Here is a 24,182-nt window from a genome sequence, read left to right on the forward strand (position 1 = left end):
TCGTATAAATATGAATTGTCAGTGTTACACTAATTTACAGTATGGTTACCAATGGAAGGAATCGAACATACCTCCGATTATCTAAGGAAAGTAGGGAAAAGAATGTCAAGATGCGTTAAACAAAGCAAAGAACTCCTTCATATGCCGGCGTATCAAATAGAATACGAAGAGGAGTTAAATGATAGCAAGAGTTTAGGACTTGTATTTCGTCATAAAAAATCGGGTGCTAGAATCTGTGTGGTGTCGAATGAAGATGAGAATAAAGTATTTACAATTGGTTTTCGAACTCCACCAAAAAACAGTACGGGTGTAGCTCATATTATTGAGCATACAGTATTATGCGGATCGAAAGAGTTTCCAGCAAAAGACCCATTTATTGAACTTGCGAAAGGTTCTTTAAATACCTTTTTAAATGCAATGACTTACTCGGATAAAACAATGTATCCTGTAGCAAGTTGCAATGAGAAAGATTTTCAGAATCTGATCCATGTCTATATGGATGCGGTATTCCATCCTAACATTTATTATCGTAGAGAAATTTTTGAACAAGAGGGATGGCATTACGAACTAGAGGATGTGAATTCGGAATTAAAATATAATGGAGTTGTTTATAATGAGATGAAGGGAGCGTTCTCTTCACCAGAACAGCAATTATTCCGTGCAATTCAGGCTAGCTTGTTTCCTGATACTCCATATGGAGTAGAGTCAGGTGGTGACCCTGATTATATACCAGATTTAAGTTACGAGGAATTTTTAGAGTTTCATAAAAAGTTTTATCATCCTTCGAACAGCTATATTTACCTGTATGGAGATATGGATGTAGAAGAAAAGCTAAACTGGCTTGATGAAGCATATTTAAGCACATTTGACACTCTTAAAGTCGATTCTGAAATCCCAATGCAAAAAGCCTTTGATGGTCCAAAGAAGATTATATCATTATATCCACTAAGCGATAGCGAAAACGAAGTAGATAATACCTACTTAAGCTATAATGCAGTAATTGGAACATCCATTGATACTACACAGTGCATGGCATTTCAGATACTAGAGGCAGCACTACTATCTGCCCCTGGAGCACCACTGAAGCAAGCCTTAATTGATGCTGGTATTGGAAAAGACATCTTAAGTAGCTATGAAAATGAAATCCTACAACCAACCTTTACGATCATTGCAAAAAATGCGAATGAGGAGCAGTTAGAGAAGTTTCTTTCTGTTATTACCTCAACCCTTGAAAAAATAGTAAAGGATGGATTAAATGAAAAATCACTATTAGCTGCAATCAATAACTTAGAATTCCGTTATCGTGAAGCTGACTTTGGACAATTTCCAAAGGGACTACTTTTTGGTATCCAGATGTTTGGAAGTTGGCTTTATGATGATACGAAAGCATTTGATTATATGCATGGTAACCGTGTCTTTCAGTTTTTAAAGAGCAAAATTAATACAGGATATTATGAAGATTTGATTAAAAACTATTTATTAAATAATACACATGCAACCTACTTGGTATTAAAACCGAAAAAGGGATTGACTGGGGAAAAAGAAGCAAAATTAAAAGAAAAGCTTGAGCAGTATAAAAATTCTTTATCCCTGGAAGAGAAAGAAGCAATAGTAGCTTCAACAAATCACTTAAAAGAGTATCAAGAAGCACCATCAACAAAAGAGGAGCTTGAAAAAATTCCACTTCTTACGATTGATGATATTAAAAAGGATGCACAGCCGCTTCATAATAAGGAATGCTCTCTTGAAAACTTACCAGTTCTTCACCATGAAGTTTTTACTAACGGAATTGCATATATCAAATGTATGTTTGACTTGAGTAAGGTACCAGAAGAACTTGTTCCTTATCTAAATTTATTGGCAACTGTTCTTGGTTATATCGATACAGAAAACTATAGCTTTTTAGAGCTGTCGAATGAGATTAATATCCATACAGGTGGTATAAGTGCGGAACTGATTACTTTCAATAAGAAGATGGATCCAGATACGTATACTCCAGTATTTTCGATGAGTGGAAAGGTGTTATATTCAAAAATCGATAAGTTATTTGAGTTAATTAGGGAAATCCTTCATCACTCTAACTTAGGAGATACCAAGCGCCTTTTTGAAATTATTCGTGAGGTTAAGTCAAGAATTCAAATGAGAATGAATTCTGCAGGTCATTCTGTTGCGGTTGATCGTGCATTTTCTTATATTACACAGAGTGGATATTATACAGAGGAAACGAAAGGTATTCGTTATTTTAGATTCCTTGCAACATTGGAAAAAGAATTTGAATCTAGAAAAGAGGAAATTGTATCTTCCTTAAGAAAGTTAAGTGAAATCATTTTTACAAAGGATGGTATGGTGATCAGTATAACAGCTGAGCAAGATGGTTTTGAACAGTTAACAAAGACATTACCTGGATTTACCAACTCCTTATCTGGTACTCTAGATACTAGTAATGGTAAAACTATCAAGGAAACTCTAAAAGCTGCAAACTTTAATTTCCCAGTAGAGAAATTAAATGAAGGTTTTATGTATTCTGGTCAGGTACAATATGTTGCTCGTTGTGCGAATTTTGTAAATGCAGGGTTTAAAACGAATGGAGCACTAAAAGTACTAAGAACAATTATGTCATATGACTATTTATGGAATAATGTTCGTGTAAAGGGTGGGGCCTATGGTTGTATGTGTCAGTTTGCTGGACTGGATGGTTCTGCTTATATGGTATCTTACCGCGATCCAAACCTTACTGAGACGGACGAAACTTATCGTAAAGCTTATGAGTATACTGAAAATTTCACCTCAGATGAGAGAGATATGACGAAGTATATCATAGGAACGATGAGTACTGTAGATACACCGCTTACCCCATTGATGAGAGGAAGCCGTTCTTTAAATGCCTATATGAGCGGTACTACAATGGATGATATCAATCGCGATCGTAGTGAAATCTTAAGTACAACACAAAATGAAATTCGTATGATGGCACCGATTGTAAAAGAAGTATACAACGCAGATAACCTCTGTGTAATCGGTAATGAAGAAAAAATTAAGAAGAATGAACAGATGTTTCAGGAAATTAAAGCATTATTTTAACCTCATCAGGCAAGGAACTTGCCTACTTCAGCAGGAGTAGGCTCCTGCTGAAGTGCCACGTAGTGGCAATGATGTTAATGAGCAAGTAGCGTAAGCGGATTGCGAATATCCACTTTAACGTAAATCAATAATGAGATATAGTGGCAGTATTTTGCCACTATACTCTCTAAAATAGGAACAGGAGCGAAAGATGAATTACCAAGAAAAGAAATACAAATCAGGATTTGCCACCTTAATAGGAAGACCAAACGTAGGGAAATCAACATTAATGAATCAACTCATCGGTCAGAAAATTGCGATAACCTCAGATAAGCCACAAACAACAAGAAATAGAATACAGACGGTATATACAGAGGAACAGGGGCAGATTATCTTCTTAGATACTCCGGGAATTCATCAGGCAAAGAATAAGCTCGGTCAATTCATGGTTAACATTGCCGAACGTACAATCAATGAAGTTGATGTGATTCTATGGCTAGTAGAACCATCTACTTTCATTGGAGCAGGCGAACAGCATATTATTGAGAAGTTAAATAAAAGCAAGACTCCAGTTATCTTGGTTATCAACAAGATAGATACTGTCAAGAAACAGGAGATTCTTACCTTTATTGATGCATATAGGGATAAGTGTAATTTTGCTGAAATCGTACCAGTATCCGCACTAAAGGGAGAAAATAAACAACAATTAATTGATGTAATTTTTAAGTATCTTCCTAATGGACCAATGTATTTTGATGAAGATACGGTAACAGATCAACCAGAACGTCAGATTGTTGCTGAATTAATTCGTGAGAAGGCATTACGTTTGTTAAGTGATGAGATTCCACATGGAATTGCTGTGACGATTGAACGTATGAAGGAACGTCCTGATGGTAAAGTTATAGACATAGACGCTACGATTATCTGTGAGCGTGATTCTCATAAGGGAATTATCATTGGAAAACAAGGTGCTATGTTAAAAAATATCGGTATGAAAGCAAGAGTAGAAATTGAAAATTTGTTAGATACCAAGGTATTTCTTCAATTGTGGGTGAAAGTTAAGAAGGAATGGAGAGACAGTGACTTCTTGATTAAAAATTACGGATACCGAGAGGATTCTGAATATTAGTATTTTTTACGCCGCAATACGGTATGCTAAAAACAAGTATGACTACTTTTTATCTTGTCAAGGGGAAATTTTATAAGATGACCTAGTCTATTTTTATCAGTTTAGAATCGGTTGCTTCGGAGATGATATAAGTGTAAGCTACAAAAGAAATCGCAAGGAAATGTTACTTAACATGGAGGATTCTCCATGGATCTTTTGAGCTCATAAAAAATCATTTAGGGGGCATGAATGGTGAAAGACGAAGAGTTTTGGAAGGTATTTGAACAGACAGGTGAAATCAAAGATTATCTAAATTACACAGCTTGTACGAGAGAAAGAGAACCTGAAACTAAGAAGGAGACTAGGGATGACCGGTACGGTTACAGTTACAGGGATTGTGTTAGCAACAATACCCATCGGTGATTATGATAAAAGACTCACGATACTGACAAAAGAACGTGGAAAAATAGGAGCATTTGCCAAAGGCGCTAGAAGACCAAACAGCGCCTTATTGGCATGCTCACAGCCATTTACGTATGGAGAGTTTCAACTGTATGCAGGTCGTAATTCTTATAATATTCAATCTGTTAACATCAAGAATTATTTTGGTGAGCTAAGAGAAGATATTAGTTACGTTTACTATGGTCTTTATTTCTGTGAGTTTACGGATTATATGACGCGTGAAGGCAATGACGAAACTGAGATGCTAAAACTACTGTATCAGTCCCTCAGAGCTTTATTAAATCCACACATTGGGACAAAACTTGTTCGGTACATTTTTGAATTAAAGATAATTAGCCTAGGTGGAGAGGCACCGCAAGTATTTGAATGCCTTAATTGTGGCACAAAGGAGAATTTAAGTAGATTTAGTGCGAGCGCTGGTGGTTGTTTTTGTGAGAGTTGTAAACAAAAGGCGACGGATGGTAAAAGGATTTTAACGTCAACGTTATATACTTTACAATACATAATATCAGCAGATGTAGAGAAGCTATATAACTTCACAGTTACAGAGGAAGTCTTTCGTGAGTTAAAACAGATTGTAGACTGTTATCGGGAAGATCGAATTGAGCATCGAATGAAGTCGTTAGAATTACTTTCTATCTTATAATTATTTAAATTACGTCTTATTTTAAACTTACGTTTTTTTAAAGCTTACGTTTTATTTTAAAGCTTATGTTTTATGTTTGAAATAATGCGACTTAGAAACAAGTATTAAGCTCCTTTGTATGCAGTATAAGAGTTTTTACGGGGATAATCACCAAAGTTATGCTTGAAAATATATAAAATTAAGGTTACAATATTAAAATTAGTAGAAACTTCATGAATAAGCAGATACGATTTATGTTTTGATAGCTTAGTAAGTTTCAGAAATGATAGAATGATGAAATGTGAGGATGATTGTTATGGAAAAGACAATGGAGAAAATTGTTGCTTTAGCTAAGGCAAGAGGTTTTGTATATCCGGGGTCTGAAATATATGGTGGACTTGCGAACACTTGGGATTACGGTAATCTTGGTGTTGAGCTTAAAAACAATGTAAAGAAAGCTTGGTGGACTAAATTTATTCAGCAGAATCCATATAATGTTGGTGTAGATTGTGCCATCTTAATGAATCCACAGACTTGGGTAGCAAGCGGTCACCTTGGCAGTTTCTCTGATCCATTAATGGATTGTAAGGAATGTCGTGAGAGATTCCGTGCAGATAAAATAATTGAAGATTATGCTACAGAGAAAAACCTTACTCTTGAAGGCTCTGTTGATGCTTGGTCTCATGAAGAAATGTCTGCATACATTGAGAAAAACAATATTCCATGTCCAACCTGTGGAAAGCATAACTTTACGGATATCCGTCAGTTTAACTTAATGTTTAAAACATTCCAGGGCGTTACTGAGGATGCAAAAAATACAGTATATTTAAGACCAGAAACAGCACAAGGTATTTTCGTAAACTTTAAAAATGTTCAGAGAACATCCAGAAAGAAGATTCCATTTGGTATCGGTCAAGTTGGTAAGTCCTTCCGTAATGAGATTACTCCAGGTAATTTTACATTCCGTACCAGAGAGTTTGAGCAGATGGAATTAGAATTCTTCTGTGAACCAGATACAGACCTTGAGTGGTTTGCTTATTGGAAACAGTTCTGTATCGACTGGTTACAGACACTTGGTATCAAAGAAGATGAGATGCGTGTTCGTGATCATGAAAAAGAAGAATTATCCTTCTATTCCAAAGCAACATCAGATATTGAATTCTTATTCCCATTTGGTTGGGGTGAGCTTTGGGGTATTGCAGATAGAACAGATTACGATTTAACACAGCATCAGAATGTATCCAAAGAAGATTTGAGCTACTTCGATGATGAAAAGGGTCAGAGATATATCCCTTACGTAATCGAGCCATCTCTTGGTGCTGACCGTGTAACTTTAGCTTTTCTTTGCGCAGCTTATGATGAAGAAGAAATTGCAGAGGGAGATGTTCGTACTGTACTTCATTTCCATCCAGCAATTGCACCAGTTAAAATTGGTGTGCTTCCATTATCAAAGAAATTAAGCGAGAATGCAGAAAAGATTTACACAGATCTTAGTAAGTATTATAACTGTGAATTTGATGATAGAGGAAATATTGGTAAACGTTACAGAAGACAGGATGAGATTGGTACACCTTTCTGTATTACTTACGATTTTGACTCCGAAACAGATGGTGCAGTTACTGTTCGTGATCGTGATACAATGGAACAGGAAAGAATCAAGATTGAAGACTTAAAGGCTTATTTTGAGAAGAAATTTGAGTTTTAATATATAAGAAAAAGGGCAAATGAAAAACCATTCGAAATTATTCTAAATGGTATTTCATTTGCCCTTATTTTATTGGCTCTATGTCAAGTCTTGGGGTATAATTGTTATCAATCATGCTCCATTACTGGATGTAGAGCTATTTTTATATTTGGGGCCTATAACATATATTTTTGGGCATACGAAATAAACCTCGTGCCAGTCTATTGTTATTTAGTTACAAGAGTGTAAAATACGAGTACGGAAACGTTCAAAGTTTCGAATACCATAGGAAATACGTTTAAGAACTTTTATCTTATTATTAAAACCTTCTGTTGGTCCGTTTGTAATTCCATATTTAAAAGAATTTAATATTTCTTTTCCCCAGTGACGGTATGTGGCAGCACATTTTTCAAACTCTGCTATACCAGAACTTTCTGCATTGCGAATCCATTCGTAAAACTGTGTTCTCTGAAAGGAGTACTTAGTACTTTGACAAATATCATAAAACCATTCTTTCAACATATGCGCTTTTCGTAAGTCATCATTGTAATAAAGCATCAAGTCACATGCTTTTTTGTATTCGTCTTCTAGTTTATGATAGCGTGTTAAAATCAGTTTATGGCTTCGTTTATAGTATTTTCTTAAAGAAGTAGGCATTGTTTTTTGAAGTCGCTTTCTTACATTTTCAATTGCCCAGGTGACTTGACGAATAAAATGATATTTATCAATAATTACTTGTGCATTGGGGAAATAGCTATGGGCTAAATCCACATATGGCTGCCACATATCACACACAAAATATTTTACACGATATCGCTCGCTACGGTTTATATTCCGAAAATAGGCAGATAAGTGAGGTTGTGTGCGGTCAGGAAGGATATCCATAATGGAGCGCTGCTTTGGATTAACGATGATACATTGATACTTTCCAGTCTCAGCATTGCCTTTATATTCATCAATGGATATCGCGTCTTTTAAAGAAGGGCAAGTATAATGGATTGTGTCTAGAATCCTTACAATAGTAGCGGATGAAACATTGGCTTTATTAGCAACAGATTTTAGTGAAGTAGTATCTCTTAATTCATTTACTATGTATTGAGTTAAGCGAGTAGATCTTTGCTGATAACGAGCAAGGAAAGAATACTTTTCACTAAATCTTTTTCCACAAGAACATCGATAACGTCGCTTTTTTAAAACTAGGTAACAATGCTTTAGTTGAAAGGGCAAGTCCTTGATGGATTGCCAACGGTAATCATGAATTTGCTTGGTATGGCGACCACAGCAAGGACAAGTTTGTACGCTAGCCTTTGTTTCAATAAAGATTTTTACATAGGAATCCCCATGAATTATATTTTTTACTTTTACCTCTTTTAAATTTAGTAGTTTATTGATACAATAATTATGCATTTATGCAACCTCCTGGTGATTTGTTTCGAGACTGGCACTGGGAGGTTTTTTATTATTATAAAATAAAAAACGTTGGAGTAGCGAATTAATTTCACATACCCCAACATTTATTATAGAGCCATTTTATTATTCGATTGGCCAACACTCCACTGATTTTAGGAAGGATTTTGCTAATATAAAGTGTCCAGGAGAATTCCCTCCATTTGGATGAACGCGGTCTACGGAAATGCCCATATGATGTAGGTTCTTTTGTGCTTCATCAAATTCCTTTTGAACATCACAGAAGATAACCTGATACTCCTTAGCTAGTTCTTTTACAACAGATGCAAAATCGCGAACCATAGCGGTCATAGGATCTGTTTCATTCTTATCAATATAGTAAGGGGCGATAAGGACCATTCCCTTTACCTTATCTTTCGTCATTTCAATTAGCTCGCGATATGTTTTTATGTACTCTTCTTTGCTAACCCAAATATTTGGTTCAAAAGGACGATCGAAATGTCTCCAAACATCATTTACTCCAATCATCATGGATACCCAATCAGGGTTTTGATCTAATACGTCTGTTTGCCAGCGTGCCCGTAAATCACGTATGGTATTACCACTGATTCCTGTATTCAACACATGGATTTTTAATTCTGGCAAAAATGCAGTTAACATACCGGATACTAACTTTGGATACCCCTCGCCAAGACCATAGGGAGCTTCACCAATAGGGCGAACTCTACCTACATCTGTAATGGAGTCTCCGGTAAAAAGTAATCTGCTACCTGTTTTAATCTTCATTTCTTCTACTTTCCTTTCTTTGATGTCTATTTGTTTACTTGTTCCCAATGGAATATCAAGCAAATTTCTAACTGAACTTCATCTATTTCAAATTTAACTACAAAATAGTTAGTAAATTTGGAATACCATAAGTTAAAAAGAGGAATTTAACCTCAGACTTGGAGTATACGATCTCCATAATTCAATACTTCATATAAAAAAATGTAGGTTGCTGAATGAAAATAAGTAGTCCGTAATCATTATATCATAATCTAGAAAAGGAAACTATTACGGAATTTTCTTTTATATGGAGGCATGAATTTTCTTGTACATTGATGAAAATAAAAGTGTAATATGGTTGCTAAATAAGTTCATTTGTAAGATTTTTGTAAGTTCTTACTTTTTTTATAAAATCAAAAATAAATACCATAATATAGTAAAAATTAAAAATATTGTATATAAAAGGAAGTAAAATACAGTATATGAAACTTTGTACAAATGGTATAACAAAAACATTTTAGCAGAAGATTACTTGTTAATAATGACTTCATAATTAGAATTTAATAACAAATGCACCCAAATATATGAAAGCACTTCCAATTATATCTAGGATTTTTTGTACATATTGTGCTATGTAAGCATTTACAAAAATCCAGTTTTAAGCATTTGTGCACAATACACAAAAATATAGGTGATAATGTCGTATAAAATATCGAATTATTCAAAAAAGTATTTCCAATGGACTAACTATGTGCTATAATCGTATATGGCGACTATAGTCAGGCTTTCAGTTTTAAGTAAAAGTACATAAAGATAAGCCTCAATATATAGTCAAACATTTTTAGGAGGTAATACCACATGGCAAAATGGGTGTATATGTTTAAAGAAGGCAACGCCAATATGAAAAACCTTCTTGGTGGCAAGGGTGCTAACTTAGCAGAGATGACTAACCTTGGTCTTCCTATTCCACAAGGTTTTACTGTTACTACAGAAGCTTGTACCGACTATTACAACAGCGGCAAAAAAGTCACAGATGATGTACAATCTCAGATTTTCGAGGCACTTGGCAAATTGGAAGAAATGCAGGGAAAAAAATTCGGTGATAATGAAGATCCGTTATTAGTTTCTGTACGTTCCGGTGCAAGAGCTTCTATGCCTGGTATGATGGATACAATTCTGAACCTTGGTTTAAATGACGTTGCTGTAGAAGGATTCGCAGCTAAAACTGGTAACCCAAGATTCGCATACGATTCTTATAGACGTTTCATTCAAATGTTCTCTGACGTTGTTATGGAGATGAGTAAGACCTTCTTTGAAGGTATCTTAGATGAAATCAAAGAATCTAAGGGTGCTAAGTTTGACACTGACTTAACTGCAGAAGATTTAAAAGAAGTAATTACAAGATATAAAGCTATTTATAAGAGCAAGATGGGAGAGGATTTCCCACAGGATCCAAAGGTTCAATTAATGGAAGCTGTTAAGGCAGTTTTCCGTTCTTGGGATAATCCACGTGCTATTGTTTACCGTCGTATGAATGATATCCCTGGTGATTGGGGTACCGCAGTAAACGTACAGGCAATGGTATTCGGTAACATGGGTAACACTTCCGGTACTGGTGTAGCATTTACACGTAACCCTTCTACTGGTGAGAATGGTATCTACGGCGAATACTTAATCAATGCTCAGGGTGAAGACGTTGTTGCTGGTATTAGAACACCTCAACCTATCACAAGATTAGAAGAGGATCTTCCAGATTGCTTTAAGCAGTTTATGGAGATTGCACATAAATTAGAGAATCACTATCGCGATATGCAGGATATGGAGTTTACGATTCAAGAAGGTAAGTTATACTTCTTACAGACACGTAATGGCAAAAGAACAGCTCCTGCAGCAATTAAAATTGCTTGTGATTTAGTTGATGAAGGCAAGATTACTCCACAGGAGGCAGTTCTTCGTATTGATGCGAAGTCCTTAGATCAGTTATTACATCCTACTTTTGATCCAAAGGCATTAAAAGAAGGTCATGTAATTGGTTCTGCTCTTCCTGCATCTCCAGGTGCTGCTGCTGGTAAGGTTTACTTTACAGCAGACGAAGCAAAAGAAGCACATGAAAAGGGTGCAAGAGTTATCTTAGTTCGTCTTGAGACATCTCCAGAGGATATCGAGGGTATGCATGCATCTCAGGGTATCTTAACCGCTCGTGGTGGTATGACATCTCACGCAGCAGTAGTTGCTCGTGGTATGGGTACTGCTTGTGTATCAGGTTGTGGAGAAATTAAGTTTAATGAAGAAGAGAAATATTTCGAACTTGGTGGAGAAAGAATTAACGAAGGTGAATACATTTCCTTAGATGGTTCCACTGGTAAGATTTATCTTGGAGATATTAGTACGATTGAAGCTAGCGTAAGCGGATACTTTGGAAGAATTATGGAATGGTCTGATGAATTTAGAACACTTCAGGTTAGAACAAATGCGGATACTCCTGCAGATACTCTAAATGCAGTGAAGTTAGGAGCAGAAGGGATCGGTCTCTGCCGTACAGAGCATATGTTCTTTGATCCAGAGAGAATTCCTAAGATCCGTAAGATGATCTTAAGCAAGACTGTAGAAGGAAGAGAAGCAGCATTAGATGAGCTTCTTGAGTTCCAGAAAGCGGACTTTAAGGCTATGTTCGAAGTACTCGAAGGAAAGCCTATGACAGTTCGTTACTTAGACCCACCTCTACATGAGTTCGTACCAACATCTCATGAGGATATTGAACAGCTTGCTATGGACATGAACCTTACTGTTGCTGATGTAAAGGCTACTTGTGATTCACTTCATGAGTTCAACCCAATGATGGGTCACAGAGGTTGTCGTCTTGCTGTAACTTATCCAGAAATCGCTAGAATGCAGACTCGTGCTGTAATGGAAGCTGCAATTGAAGTGAAGAATGAGAAGGGTTATGACATTATACCAGAAATCATGATTCCACTTGTTGGTGAGAAGAAAGAGTTAAAATTTGTTAAGAATATCGTTGAAGAAACAGCAGAATTAGTAAAGAAAGAGAAAAATTCCGATATTGAATACCACATTGGTACTATGATCGAAATTCCTCGTGCAGCTTTACTTGCTGATGAGATTGCAGAAGAAGCTGAATTCTTCTCCTTCGGTACAAACGACTTAACACAGATGACCTTTGGTTTCTCTCGTGATGATGCTGGTAAATTCTTAGATGCTTACTACAAGAGCAAAATTTACGAGTCAGATCCATTTGCAAGACTTGACCAGAATGGTGTTGGCCAATTGGTTAAGATGGCTTGCGAAAAGGGCAGACAGGTTCGTCCAAACCTTAAACTTGGTATCTGTGGTGAGCACGGCGGAGATCCATCTTCCGTTGAATTCTGCCATAAGGCTGGTTTAACTTATGTTTCCTGTTCTCCATACCGTGTGCCAATTGCTAGATTAGCAGCAGCACAGGCAGCATTGAACAATAAATAGTAACAAAGTATAAGCCTGTGCTGCTTAGCACAAGGCAGCATTAAACAATAAATAATTGTAATATATTGAAAAGCAGTCCTTTATGGGCTGCTTTTTTTCATCTAATCTGAACTAGAGGCAAATAGTAATAATACACTGCTGAAAAGAATTACTAATCATTAGTCCCATCAGTGCTCCATAAATAGTAGAACTATAAGGGTTTGATGTGATAGGACAGGAGCCACTAGGGCAACCAACTTTTTTGTAATAAATATAACCCGACAATCCACCAATCACAGCTCCTATCAACATTTTAATTATCATGATTTCCTCCGTTCTTGCACATGTATTTTGCGCCTATAAAGTTTTTTAGTTGAATAATGCGGTCACAAACCATTTGAGTGAATGATTGATAAAACTTCACTCTAGTTTCGTAATTACGCAGGACCATTCCCTATAATGATTACGTTTGACATTTTTAACACATCTTTTAAATACTATGTCTTGTGTTCTATTGGGATTATAGCAATTAGTATAGGTTACTTCTGTGATGAAATCACATGACCAATTATTTGATAAATTAATTAGACAAATTTACTTGAAATAAACATAAAAATGGATATGAATTGCTTAACTCATATGTAGAAAGTCATAGAATTTTTAATTTATTGTTATAAATGCACAAAAAAACCAATTTACTTTGTTGATTTTACAGCTAGATAACCATTCATGTTAATGCTAATATATCAGTACTAATATATTAGTTGGGTTTTCTTATAAAAATTATTTTCAGGTATTACACATCTTAAGGAGGAAAGGGCATGTTTAACATCATTTCTGGTATTTTATTAATTGCCACATTCATCGCTCTAATTGTTTATTGTATGAAGGGCGGAAACTTATTAATTGGATTCATTGTTACATCAATACTTTGGTGTATCATAGGTAGAGTTCCCGTCACCACTATTGTTAATGATGTATTTCAGGCATCCGTTGAAAGTTACGGAAAAACCATAGCAATCATAGTATTCGGTGCTTGGTTTGGTAGAGTATTAGTTGATACTGGTATCGCTGGGTATATTATTAAAAAGACTGTAGAATTAGCAGGAGATAAGCCATTAGTTACAACTTTACTTTTAAGTGTAGTTTGTTCCTTAATTTTTACTAGTGCTTTCGGTGTAGGTTCAGTTATGGCAATCGGTATGATTGTATTACCTATTCTTATGTCATTAGGTATTGATAAAAAAGTCGCTTTAGGTACCTATATGTTTGCTGTAGCAGCTGGTATGTATTTAAATATTGCTTACGTAAGCCAGTTCTTCGCAGTATTCCCTAACATGACTTATGATAACAAATACATACGTTTCGCAGTAATTGCAACTATCATTCATGTAGCTATCATGATAATTTTTATTTTATTCAACTACAGCAAACAGAAAAAAGGTAAAGTACGCGCTTGGGCTGCTCAGGCCGCAAGTAAAGAAGCGAAACCAATCGCTTGGTACAGTGCAATCGTTCCTTTTGTTCCAATCGCTATGGTTTCCTTCTTCAAATGGGCGCCAGTGCCATCCTTCTTATTAGCTATCTTCTTGGGATTGTTATTTACAAATAATTTACGTTCCTATAAGCTAGCTGTAGAAAAAGTACAAAAAACGTTATACGATGGTATCGCTGATAGTGGTTTGTTAATTGGTATGTTATATAGCGTTAATATTTTCCAGGCTGCTGCAAAACAGGTAGCACCAATCCTTTCTGACTTACTTGGAAACTTTATTCCATCATCACCAGTAGTTATTTTAATCGCTATTTGCATCCTTGCACCTCTTGCATTATTCCGCGGACCTTTAATGATTTGGGGCTCCGGTATCGCATTAGTTTCAATTTTCCAAGCTATGGGCGTATTTAATGAAGCATACCTGTTTATGTTATTTTTAATACCACCAGTTGCTATCGTAGCATCCGCTTGTCCTACACAATCTTGGACTATGTGGGGATTAAGTTACACAAAGGTAGAACCAAAGCAATACATAAAGACCAACTTACCTTGGGCATGGATTATCTGTGCGGCAGTTGAAGTTGTAGGTTTCATTTTAATAGGTATGAAATAATAGTTCTTATTAACAAGAGAGCTGGTCTTGACCAGATAAAGGCAGACCAGCTTTTTTGATTAATAATAGTTAGACTTTACCACGGAGGAATGATTATGAGTAAAAGAGCAATTCGTATCGGTATCGACGTTGGTGGTACCCATACTAAGGCTGTAGCTATAGATAATAATACGAATGAAATCGTAGGCAAAGGATCCGTTATGACAACACATCATGATGAACACGGTGTTGCCACAGGTGTTGTTGAAGCATTTAAAAAATGTCTTTCTGAAAATAATATCCAACCAGACGAAGTTATATTCATCGCTCATAGTACCACGCAGGCTACGAATGCGCTACTAGAAGGTGACGTTGCAAGAGTTGGAGTTGTTGGTATCAGTGGTGGTGGAATAGAAGGTTTTCTTGCTAAGAGGCAAACCAAGATTGCCAATATTGACCTAGGAACAGGACAAAGTATCGAAGTTGATCACACTCATTTAAAAATAAAAGAAATGACACCGGAAAAAGTAAAAGAAACTTTAAAAAATTTATACGACCAAGGTGATAGAGTTATCGTAGCAAGTAAAGCGTTCGGTGTAGACAATATGCGAGAAGAGCGTCTAGTAGCAGAGGAATCTGAAAAAATGGGAATCCCATGTACCGTTGCATCAGATATTACTAAACTCTACGGCTTAACAACTAGAACCCGTACGGCTGCTTTAAATGCATCTATTTTACCAAAAATGCTTGATACCGCAAATTCTACTGAGCGAAGTGTTCGCTCGGCAGGTGTTAATGTACCACTAATGATCATGCGTGGTGACGGTGGTGTTATGGAAATAAACGAAATGAAAAAACGTCCGATTCTAACCATGTTATCTGGACCAGCTGCCAGTGTTATAGGTGCATTAATGTATCTTCGTGCATCTAATGGTATTTATTTCGAAGTTGGTGGTACTTCTACTAACGTTGGTGTCATAAAGAATGGTCGACCTGCCGTAGATTATTCCATTATTGGTGGCCACAGAACTTATGTAAACAGTCTTGACGTACGTGTACTTGGTGTTGCCGGTGGTAGTATGGTGCGTGCGAAAAAGGGTGAAATCATTGATGTTGGACCTCGTTCCGCACATATTGCAGGTATGGGTTATGCATGTTTTACAGAACCAAAATTATTCGATGGTGCAAAACTGTATCATGTAAAGCCAAGAGCTAATGACCCAAGTGATTACGTAGCTATTAAGTTAAACAATGGGGAAAGTGTTACAATTACGAATACCTGTGCAGCTAACGTACTTCGTATTTTAGCAGAAGGTGATTATGCTACAGGTAATTATGAATCTAGTTGTAAGGCTATGAAGCTTTTAGCAGATGAAGTTGGTATGTCTGTTGAGGATACCGCTAAAACAATCTTGACGAAATCATCAGAGAAAATCATCCCTGTAATTGAAGATTTAATTGCTAAATATAAGATAGAAAGAGAGCAAATTGTTTTAGTTGGTGCTGGTGGTGGTGCCGGTACATTATTAACATTCACAGCTAATATGATGCAATTTAAATATTTAATTCCAGTAAATGCGGAAGTAATTTCCTCTATTGGTGTTGCTTTAGCCATGGTTCGTGAAATGGTAGAAAGAACAATTCCTAACCCAACGGCAAAAGACATTGCTGAACTGAAAAAAGAAGCAAAAGAATTAGCTATGAACAGTGGAGCAGTAGAAGAATCTATTGAAGTTTATGTAGAAATTGATGAACAGGCCCAGAAAGTTACAGCAATTGCAATGGGATCTACAGAAGTTAAAACAACAGACTTAATGAAAAATTGCAATGAGGATGAAGCTTTAGAAATTGGTGCTGCCTCCATTGGTGTAAGCAAAAAAGAAGCAAAATTAAATGCAAGTAATGGGCTTGTATTTGTTGTTACAGGCGAGATAAACGGCAAAGCCCCAATACGTGTTATTGACAAGAAAGGATTTATTAAGATTCAGCGCACCAATGGTCTTGTTGAAACTACTACGATGGAGAACGTATCGGAAACCCTTAAGAAGATGTGGGATAGTTCAAGTAACTTCTCTGGCGAAATTCGAATTAATCCAGATGTTTATGTAATATCAGGTTCCCGTGTACTTGATTATTCAGGAATTCCAGAATTCACACAGGTTTCAGGACTGATTGAAGCAGAACTCTCTGATAAAGCTCCAGAAGATAATTTAATTCTCGTTCTTGCAAGAAATGAATTATAATGAATGTCAGCAATATTGATAATATGAATCTTGATACCACTCTGCTTATGGACACCGTTATGAGAGCTTTAAGTGTTGAAGATAACAAGTGGTATCAGGAGAAATTAAGAAATGATATAAGGAATTGTAGTTGAAAAATATATATTACTTTTGATGAACCAGATTTCGCTTGATTTTCTACTTCCTAATGTGTAGAATGCAGATAGACTATTAAAAGCAAGACGAGGGGAGAGTAAATATGTTAGATGAACAAATGCTGACATCCTTGCAGGAACAAGATTTGAATATGGGGGAGTTATATCCTGTATTACGAAGAGCAATTGTTGAAATGTATTTAGAACCAGGTGCACTTTTAAGTATACGTGATATTTGTGAACATTTTAAAATAGGACGTTCTCCTGCTAGAGATACGCTTCTAAGGCTGGATCAGGAGGGGCTTGTTACATTATTACCGCAACGCGGAACTATGATTTCTTTGATAGATTTAAATAGAGTAAATGAAGAGCGTTTTATGCGATTATCAGTGGAAGAGGCAGTTATGAAACTGTTCATGGCTTGTCATACTCCTACAGACATCATTTTATTACAAGAGGTTTTACGAAAAGAAAACGAATTACTGGAAATGAAGAATGTTGATATTAGAAACTTTTTATTGTTGGATGATCAATTTCATCAAATATTTTATTCTGTAACAAAGAGACTATTTTCTCATCACACCTTACAAAGTGTTTCAGGGCATTATAGACGTATTCGTTTGCTGAGTTTAGATGATAATAAAAAATTAACTGAAATTGTAAAACAACATGAAGGGCTGATTACTGCGTCCCAGGCGAGGGATACCGAGATGATGCAGAGTATTTTTCATTTGCATATTTGTAAATTGGAGCGAGAAGAAGGAAAAATTGTAAAAAAATTCCCTTATCTTTTCCAAGAATATGAAAATACATCACACAAAGCGGATCTATTTTGGGAGGGCGATTATTTACAGTCAATAAAAAGCTTAGCTCAATAATAAATATAAATTGATATCTTTTATCATTCTTTTTATGATTTTCTAGTATGCCTAGTAATTTAAAAAGGAGACAGATATGATTCAAGAAAATTTACCCATTAAGCTAAACAATGCCAGGGCTTGGAGAACTTACCTTGGAGGAAAACTATTAGACCAGTTGCATGGACTAAAGGAAGGTACAGATGCTCATTTTCCGGAAGAATGGATTATGTCTGTTGTATCTGCAAGAAATGCTGGCAGGGAACATATTAAAGACGAGGGTCTCAGCGTTCTGGCAAATGATGAGACTTTATCTTTAAAGAGCATAATTGAAGGGAATCCGGTATCTTATTTAGGAGAGCAACATGCATTAAAATATGATAATCAAATGGGAGTGTTAGTCAAAATAATTGATGCTGCAGAGCGTTTGACGGTTCAAGTACATCCGGATAGAAAAATCGCAAAAGATTTATTTCAGTCAGCCTATGGTAAGACAGAGTGCTGGTATATTTTAGGTGGTCGTGATATCGATGGTAATGCACCATGTATTTATCTAGGTTTTAAGAAGGGTGTTACCAAAGAACAGTGGAAGAAATTATTCGAAGAGCAGGACATTTCGGGCATGTTAAATGCATTAAATAAATTTAAAGTTAGGGAAGGGGAAGTTATCTTGATTGAAGGAGGAACGCCCCATGCGATAGGTGGTGGATGCTTTTTAGTAGAAATCCAAGAACCTACGGATTATACTATACGAGTAGAGAAAACAACACCATCAGGCTTCCAGATTAACGATTATATGTGTCACCAGGGATTAGGTTTTGAAAAAATGCTGGATTGTTTTAATTATGACACCTTTACAGAAGAGGAAGTTCGAATGAAATGGCTTATTCCTAGTAACATTGTAGATATACAGGAAGGTGGAACGATTACTTCGTTAATTGATTATGACAGTACTGAACATTTCAAAATGAACCAGATAGAGGTAAACACCAAAGTAGTTCTAAACTTAGATAAAGTATTTTCCGGTCTGTATATATTAGACAGCGAAGGAGAAATGATATCTAACGGAGTGAGTCAAGAGATACATAAAGGGGATCAATACTTTATTCCTGCACCAACTGGTAAAATTGAGTTCATCAATAAAGGGAAGGAAACATTAAAGGTGATGCAGTTTTTTGGTCCAAAATTATAGTGATATTAATAGAAAATAAATGCCTTGTAGTCTCCACAGTAACTTTGATAAAGATTATGTTGAGGGTTTAACAGTAATTTAGGATGTGAAATGGTGCAGATTATCATGGATGGACATGATTGTTGTATACATAAAATTTTTAACAAGTAATTATAGAGCACTTTATCAATGAATATTGGTAAGGTGCTCTTTGTATTTGTAAAACTGCCGGAATCATTTTATTAAACAATTATTAAAAATAAGGAATGGTGAATTCTCATGAGAAAATTATTTAGGTGGTCCTTAGTATACCCCATTGACACATGGCGAAACATAAGGTATCATGATACATATAGTATCATGAATAATCTATTAGAAATAGCCTATTAATAGTGGCTGCTCCTACAGAGAAAGAATTAGCCTATCTCTTAGGCTGCATTGGTGCAGTGCTTATATTAAGGACATATGAATCAAAGTTTGATGGCAGTATGACTAATAAGGTATATGATTATGAAGGATGGGAGGATATGGGTACTTTGATTAGAGTTATCCATGAAATAGAATGGCAGAAACAAAAAAAGAAAAATACCTGGAGCAGAGAAAGCTGCTTATGGAGGAAAGAAAAAAAGAGGTAATAGGTACGGCAAAAAAGCTTTTTCTGGAAAAAGGACTGAATAATGTAACAATGAATGACATTATGAATGAAGCCGGATTAAGTAAAGCGACAATGTACCGCTACTATGATAGCATACATCCCATCGCCTTTGAGGTGGAGTACGAAATGCTGCAGGAAATATTCAGCGATCTGGAACTCATAGATATAACTAACTGCAATGGCTGCGAAGCCATGAAGAAAATTCTTCTGACCATGGTGGACAGATTTATTCCTCATATAAAGGCCTACCGTTATATCAGTATGTTCGACTTTCTTTACTCGGATAAGTACCCGAACGATAATCTGTCACAGGAATATAACAAGGTGATACAGTCCATTATTGACGCCAATATGAGCGGAGAGAAGGTTAAGGAGCAATTTGACGAAGCCTTAACCTATGTAAGCGTCATTTTTGCTTATCTGCAGAAGCTGGCTCACCGCAAGGAAATCATCGACAAAGGGGAAATTGACGTTATAGAGCGATTAAATATCGTAAGGAGGATGATTCACAAGCTGTTGGACTAAATGAAAGGTATAGGATGAATTCCATGTGGATTTTATTATTAATTCTAGCGATTATTTTCGTTGTACTGCTGCTGTTGTGCAGTATTGTATTCCTGCCGCTATTCCTTGGCAGACGGATAAAAAGTCCGATTACCAAAGGAAGCCTAGAATACTTCTTCGCGGAGAAGGAGAACATATAATAAAGACTCATATCATAAGCGATGGGGAGAAGAAGGAAAGCTTTATTCTATATGCTCCAATCGACTTGGAGGGAGCACTTCCGGTAATTATCTGGGGCAATGGAACAGCCGCCCAACCGAAGAATTATGATGAGCTGCATCGGCATCTTGCTTCCTGGGGCTTTATTGTTATGAATACCTATAACAGTAAGACTGGAACCGGGAAGCCACTAAAGGAGGCTCTTTGCTATCTGTTTGAGGAGAATGCGAATCCGGACAGTATTTTCCACATGCATGTTGATACGCAGCGGATAGGCTGTGCAGGACATTCCCAGGGTTCTACGGGTGTGATTAATCTACATACGAATTTTACGGAAGGAGATTATATAAAAACCGTTGTTTCTATTGCACTTCCTGCTCTGCGATGGTGTGATTCTGAGGATGTATATGTACCGGAAAAAATAAATGTTCCTTTTTTGGTGTTAACCGGTACCCTTGATTTTATTATCTCGCCATTCAAGAGTTGTCTTGCTGCTATTAACAGATTAGAAACCGGTGTTGAGGGTTGGTTTCTGGAAGCACGCTACTGTTCCCATACGGAGATTCAGGAGGAAGGCGGTAAATATAGGGGCATATTGACAGCCTGGTTCCGGTACCGATTTATGGATGATAATACGGCGGGAGAGATTTTTAAAGAGCAGGGAGAGATATATAAGAATGCGGGCTGGAGAAGAGTATATCGACGCGGAGTCCGCGATAATATTAGTGATATGAACCAACAGAAAAAAGTCCTTAATGACAAAGCTTAATACATTGCAGGGGAGGCCAAATCAATTGACTGAAAGGCCATTTGCTAATATAATAATTGAGTAATTAATCACTTAATAACATTGTAAATTACTGCTAATACAAGCTAATAAGGAGCTGATTCAATCAATGCAGAAGGAGAAATGTATTCGTGGCAACAAGGCTGTAGCTTCAAAGCTTTGTAAAAAGCGTCGCTTCAAACCTAAATTCCAGCTAACCTATGAAAATGCTTCTGAAAGCCTTATGGATGAATATTGGGATTCCTTTATTCACGCTGAGATCTACCTGATGGAGATACTCGGCTTGTCTAAGGCCCGTGCAGAAGAGGATAGAAGCCTCTGTAGCCGCCGTGAACGAAAGAAGAAAAGACAACAACAAACGTATTATAAAATTGATCAAATAATGCTTGAGCTTTTACAGCTATTGAAAGAAATCCAGGAGAAGAAAATATCACCGGAATACATATGGGGCAATGACCCAAAAGGCTTTTGTAAAAGGTTTCTGGAGCAACGGGAAATTAAACTACCGACTCCTTTGGAACTAGTTGCACTCCGGTTAAGAGAGCTGGCTAAGGGTTTTTTGATTGTATCCTGTATCATCCTGCTCACGATGAATGGGGCGCCAACCTTTACCACGAAGGCAGACTTGTCAGTATGCTTGATAGATCCTATCAGGATACTGGTGGATTATCTGCTGATTGAACGACATATTAAAGCTAATATCTTTCATCCTGATATAAAAGGAAAAACCATATATCGAAAATTCATGCGGTATGATTTTATTGTAATAGCTGGGCTGATTCTGATTAATCTGGGAGCGCAGAAGCTGTTTGACTACCCTCATTCCTATGTCTGGTTTACGCTTTTGCAGGGGTGCGTTTTCTATCTGCTTCCGATATTGGTCCTGTTACTCCTATTGAAAGGCTGGAATAGAAATGTAAAGCACAGCAGTCAGGAATGAGCTGTTGAATCATAATTATAGTAATTAAGGAGAGAGGCTTATGAAAAAGAGACATTTTTTCCATGAAGAGATGCGGGATGGAATCTTCTTGATATCCTGCAAGGAATGGGAAATGAGTACAGCAACCATTAATACATACCTGATTAGGGGCAAGGAAAAGGCGGTGCTGGTGGATGCGGGGCTTGGAGCCTCTGGACTTCGGGAATATGCGCAACAGCTGGCAGGGGTGCCGGTCCAGTTGGTACTAAGCCACGGACATTTCGATCATACCGGGGCTGTGAATGAATTTGAAGATGTATGGATACACCCGGAGGATGCATTAATTCTGGGGAAAAACATTATTAAGTTCCTACCCTCAAAGAAAATAACCGCGAGGATTCATAATTTGAGAGAAGGAGATGAATTATTGCTCGGTGACAGAACACTTCAGGTCTATGATATTCAGGGACATACTGCAGGAAGCATAGTACTTTATGATAAAAAAACTAAAACCCTAATATCCGGTGACAGCATCTGCAGAAGAGTGTTCTACATTGACGGTAATAAATATCCGATCAATCGGTTTTTTCATGATCTGATGAAGGTGGACCAACTGGATTTTACCGGAGTGTGTTCGGCCCATGACCGTTTTCTCCTGCCAAAGACTCAGATTCGGCACATGATTGATGTTATATCAGACGGTATCTTTAACAGTAATATTACGATACGTATTCTGGGACGTAAGTATTTCCAGGTGAAATACGGTATCGGGCCGGAGGATCCGGAGTTTATTGATTTTTCTGCTCCCATTGCATCCAGAGAACAGTTAAAGCTTGAAGTTGATGATTTTCTTAAAAAGAGCGGATACCAGTCGATTCAGAAGGGAGGCAGTTATGAATAAAGCGATATTGATTCTTTACTTTTCCAGCAGAAAGCTAAAAAGAGCAGGCCTGAAAATGAGAAGACCTTTTCATAAAAAAAGGCCTGTGGGTGCCTTTATTACACCACAGGACACGGTGGACAGTATCATAGAACATCCTGTACTGGTTGAAGAAAAGGCAAAGATCTATCCGCGGTCCAAGGAGAATGACATCATGGCAATACAGACACTTGATAAATTCGCATCCGGTTTTTCGAAAACCACTGGACAAATTTATGCGGACGGTCTAAATGCAATAATTAAAAATCATGGTAATAAGGTGAGGGTTTATAGACAGATCTATTCCGAGGAAGAGATAAAAAAAGACTCCACTAAGGCCCATGCTAGTCTGCATTATTTCCCTTCTGAAAAGAAATCAAAGTTTATTATAGTATGTCCTGGAGGTGCCTATGCCAATTGCGAAGCCCTGTCGGAGGGTTATCCACTAGCAGTTCATCTGAACGGTCTTGGCTATACTGCTTTTGTACTTTCTTATCGTGTAAGGGAGGAAGCGAATAATCTGGCACCGGTGGAAGATCTGGCAGCGGCTGTCCGGTATGTTCTTGACCATGCAGATGAATTGAATATTGTTCCTGAAGATTATGCGGTTCTGGGCTTTTCAGCAGGAGGGCATCTGGTTGGCTGCTATGGTCTTGACAAAATAGGCTATAAGAAATTTAATCTGCCAAAACCCGGAACCATCATGATTGCATATGGACTCATATCAACTGAGAAGTTTCCACATTGTAATAAGTTAATTCTGGGGCCAGAACCGGATGAAAAGGCTGTAATTGCAATCAGTATCGACAGGAATATAACACCTGATTACCCTCCCGTATTCTTCTGGGCAGGTAAGAACGATCTTCTGCTGGATTATCGCCATCATGGAGATGAACTGGAAAAGGCTGTGCGGATGAACGAGATACCCTACGAATATCATTTATATGAAAAGGCACAGCACGGAATATCTCTGGGTATTGGAACCGAAGCTGAAGGGTGGGTGGATAAGGCAGCAGCATTCTGGGCTAAGCATTCAATGAATGAGCATTCTGTGAATGTACATTCCGCGAATGATTATTCAGCGAAATAGATAATGCGCAGAATTTTTGCGTAGGAA

At 37.0% G+C, this 24,182-nt stretch carries 18 protein-coding genes; 15 read left to right on the plus strand and 3 right to left on the minus strand.

Annotation, left to right across the window (positions count from 1 at the left end):
• Positions 1-102: 102 nt before the first annotated feature.
• The 5 genes from CPHY_RS03480 (at position 103) to CPHY_RS03495 (ending at position 6,960) form a co-directional block, all read left to right on the plus strand.
• Positions 103-3,081 (plus strand): insulinase family protein, encoded by a 2,979-nt coding sequence (locus tag CPHY_RS03480; protein WP_012198676.1) that lies wholly within the window; start codon positions 103-105, stop codon positions 3,079-3,081.
• Positions 3,082-3,271: 190 nt separating this feature from the next.
• Positions 3,272-4,189, plus strand: a complete 918-nt coding sequence (era, locus tag CPHY_RS03485) for a GTPase Era (protein WP_012198677.1) — start codon at positions 3,272-3,274, stop codon at positions 4,187-4,189.
• Positions 4,190-4,417: 228 nt separating this feature from the next.
• Positions 4,418-4,591, plus strand: a complete 174-nt coding sequence (locus CPHY_RS21585) for a hypothetical protein (protein ID WP_157668648.1) — start codon at positions 4,418-4,420, stop codon at positions 4,589-4,591.
• Positions 4,536-5,276 (plus strand): DNA repair protein RecO, encoded by a 741-nt coding sequence (gene recO, locus CPHY_RS03490; RefSeq protein ID WP_012198678.1) that lies wholly within the window; start codon positions 4,536-4,538, stop codon positions 5,274-5,276. The genes CPHY_RS21585 and recO overlap by 56 nt, the downstream gene beginning before the upstream one ends.
• A gap of 295 nt (positions 5,277-5,571) precedes the next feature.
• Positions 5,572-6,960 carry a glycine--tRNA ligase gene (locus tag CPHY_RS03495; protein WP_012198679.1) on the plus strand — a complete coding sequence of 463 codons (1,389 nt, stop codon included), beginning with the start codon at positions 5,572-5,574 and terminating at the stop codon, positions 6,958-6,960.
• 210 nt (positions 6,961-7,170) lie between these two features.
• Here CPHY_RS03495 and CPHY_RS03500 read toward each other — a convergent pair whose 3' ends face one another.
• Together CPHY_RS03500 and CPHY_RS03505 are read right to left on the minus strand one after the other, a co-directional pair.
• Positions 7,171-8,346, minus strand: a complete 1,176-nt coding sequence (locus tag CPHY_RS03500; protein WP_012198596.1) for an ISL3 family transposase — start codon at positions 8,344-8,346, stop codon at positions 7,171-7,173.
• 126 nt (positions 8,347-8,472) lie between these two features.
• The gene (locus tag CPHY_RS03505) at positions 8,473-9,132 is read right to left on the minus strand and encodes an SGNH/GDSL hydrolase family protein (RefSeq protein WP_012198680.1); all 660 of its coding nucleotides are present in this window, start codon (positions 9,130-9,132) and stop codon (positions 8,473-8,475) included.
• A gap of 837 nt (positions 9,133-9,969) precedes the next feature.
• Between CPHY_RS03505 and ppdK the strand changes: the two genes are divergently transcribed.
• On the plus strand, positions 9,970-12,591 hold the full coding sequence (gene ppdK / locus CPHY_RS03510) for a pyruvate, phosphate dikinase (protein ID WP_012198681.1): 2,622 nt from the start codon (positions 9,970-9,972) through the stop codon (positions 12,589-12,591).
• A 111-nt stretch (positions 12,592-12,702) separates the two neighbouring features.
• Here ppdK and CPHY_RS03515 read toward each other — a convergent pair whose 3' ends face one another.
• Positions 12,703-12,894 carry a DUF6132 family protein gene (locus CPHY_RS03515; protein ID WP_041703146.1) on the minus strand — a complete coding sequence of 64 codons (192 nt, stop codon included), beginning with the start codon at positions 12,892-12,894 and terminating at the stop codon, positions 12,703-12,705.
• A 497-nt stretch (positions 12,895-13,391) separates the two neighbouring features.
• Between CPHY_RS03515 and CPHY_RS03520 the strand changes: the two genes are divergently transcribed.
• The 9 genes from CPHY_RS03520 to CPHY_RS03560 all read left to right on the plus strand — a co-directional run bounded on the left by CPHY_RS03520 (position 13,392) and on the right by CPHY_RS03560 (position 24,155).
• On the plus strand, positions 13,392-14,678 hold the full coding sequence (locus CPHY_RS03520; protein WP_012198683.1) for a citrate transporter: 1,287 nt from the start codon (positions 13,392-13,394) through the stop codon (positions 14,676-14,678).
• A gap of 95 nt (positions 14,679-14,773) precedes the next feature.
• Entirely contained in the window at positions 14,774-16,900 is a 2,127-nt protein-coding gene (locus CPHY_RS03525; protein ID WP_012198684.1) for a hydantoinase/oxoprolinase family protein, read from the plus strand.
• Positions 16,901-17,138: 238 nt separating this feature from the next.
• Positions 17,139-17,912: a GntR family transcriptional regulator gene (locus CPHY_RS03530; protein WP_012198685.1), complete on the plus strand. Its 774-nt coding sequence runs from the start codon at positions 17,139-17,141 to the stop codon at positions 17,910-17,912.
• A gap of 76 nt (positions 17,913-17,988) precedes the next feature.
• Complete coding sequence (locus CPHY_RS03535) at positions 17,989-19,083, plus strand: type I phosphomannose isomerase catalytic subunit (protein WP_012198686.1); 1,095 nt, start codon at positions 17,989-17,991, stop codon at positions 19,081-19,083.
• 541 nt (positions 19,084-19,624) lie between these two features.
• Positions 19,625-20,242: a TetR/AcrR family transcriptional regulator gene (locus CPHY_RS20545; protein WP_012198687.1), complete on the plus strand. Its 618-nt coding sequence runs from the start codon at positions 19,625-19,627 to the stop codon at positions 20,240-20,242.
• A 25-nt stretch (positions 20,243-20,267) separates the two neighbouring features.
• Entirely contained in the window at positions 20,268-21,209 is a 942-nt protein-coding gene (locus tag CPHY_RS03545) for a poly(ethylene terephthalate) hydrolase family protein (RefSeq protein ID WP_012198688.1), read from the plus strand.
• A gap of 127 nt (positions 21,210-21,336) precedes the next feature.
• Positions 21,337-22,167: a hypothetical protein gene (locus CPHY_RS03550; RefSeq protein WP_012198689.1), complete on the plus strand. Its 831-nt coding sequence runs from the start codon at positions 21,337-21,339 to the stop codon at positions 22,165-22,167.
• Positions 22,168-22,207: 40 nt separating this feature from the next.
• Entirely contained in the window at positions 22,208-23,047 is an 840-nt protein-coding gene (locus CPHY_RS20550) for an MBL fold metallo-hydrolase (protein ID WP_012198690.1), read from the plus strand.
• Complete coding sequence (locus CPHY_RS03560; RefSeq protein WP_012198691.1) at positions 23,040-24,155, plus strand: alpha/beta hydrolase; 1,116 nt, start codon at positions 23,040-23,042, stop codon at positions 24,153-24,155. The genes CPHY_RS20550 and CPHY_RS03560 overlap by 8 nt, the downstream gene beginning before the upstream one ends.
• Positions 24,156-24,182 lie beyond the last annotated feature (27 nt).

It is taken from the genome of Lachnoclostridium phytofermentans ISDg, assembly GCF_000018685.1.
Lineage (GTDB): Bacteria > Bacillota > Clostridia > Lachnospirales > Lachnospiraceae > Lachnoclostridium > Lachnoclostridium phytofermentans.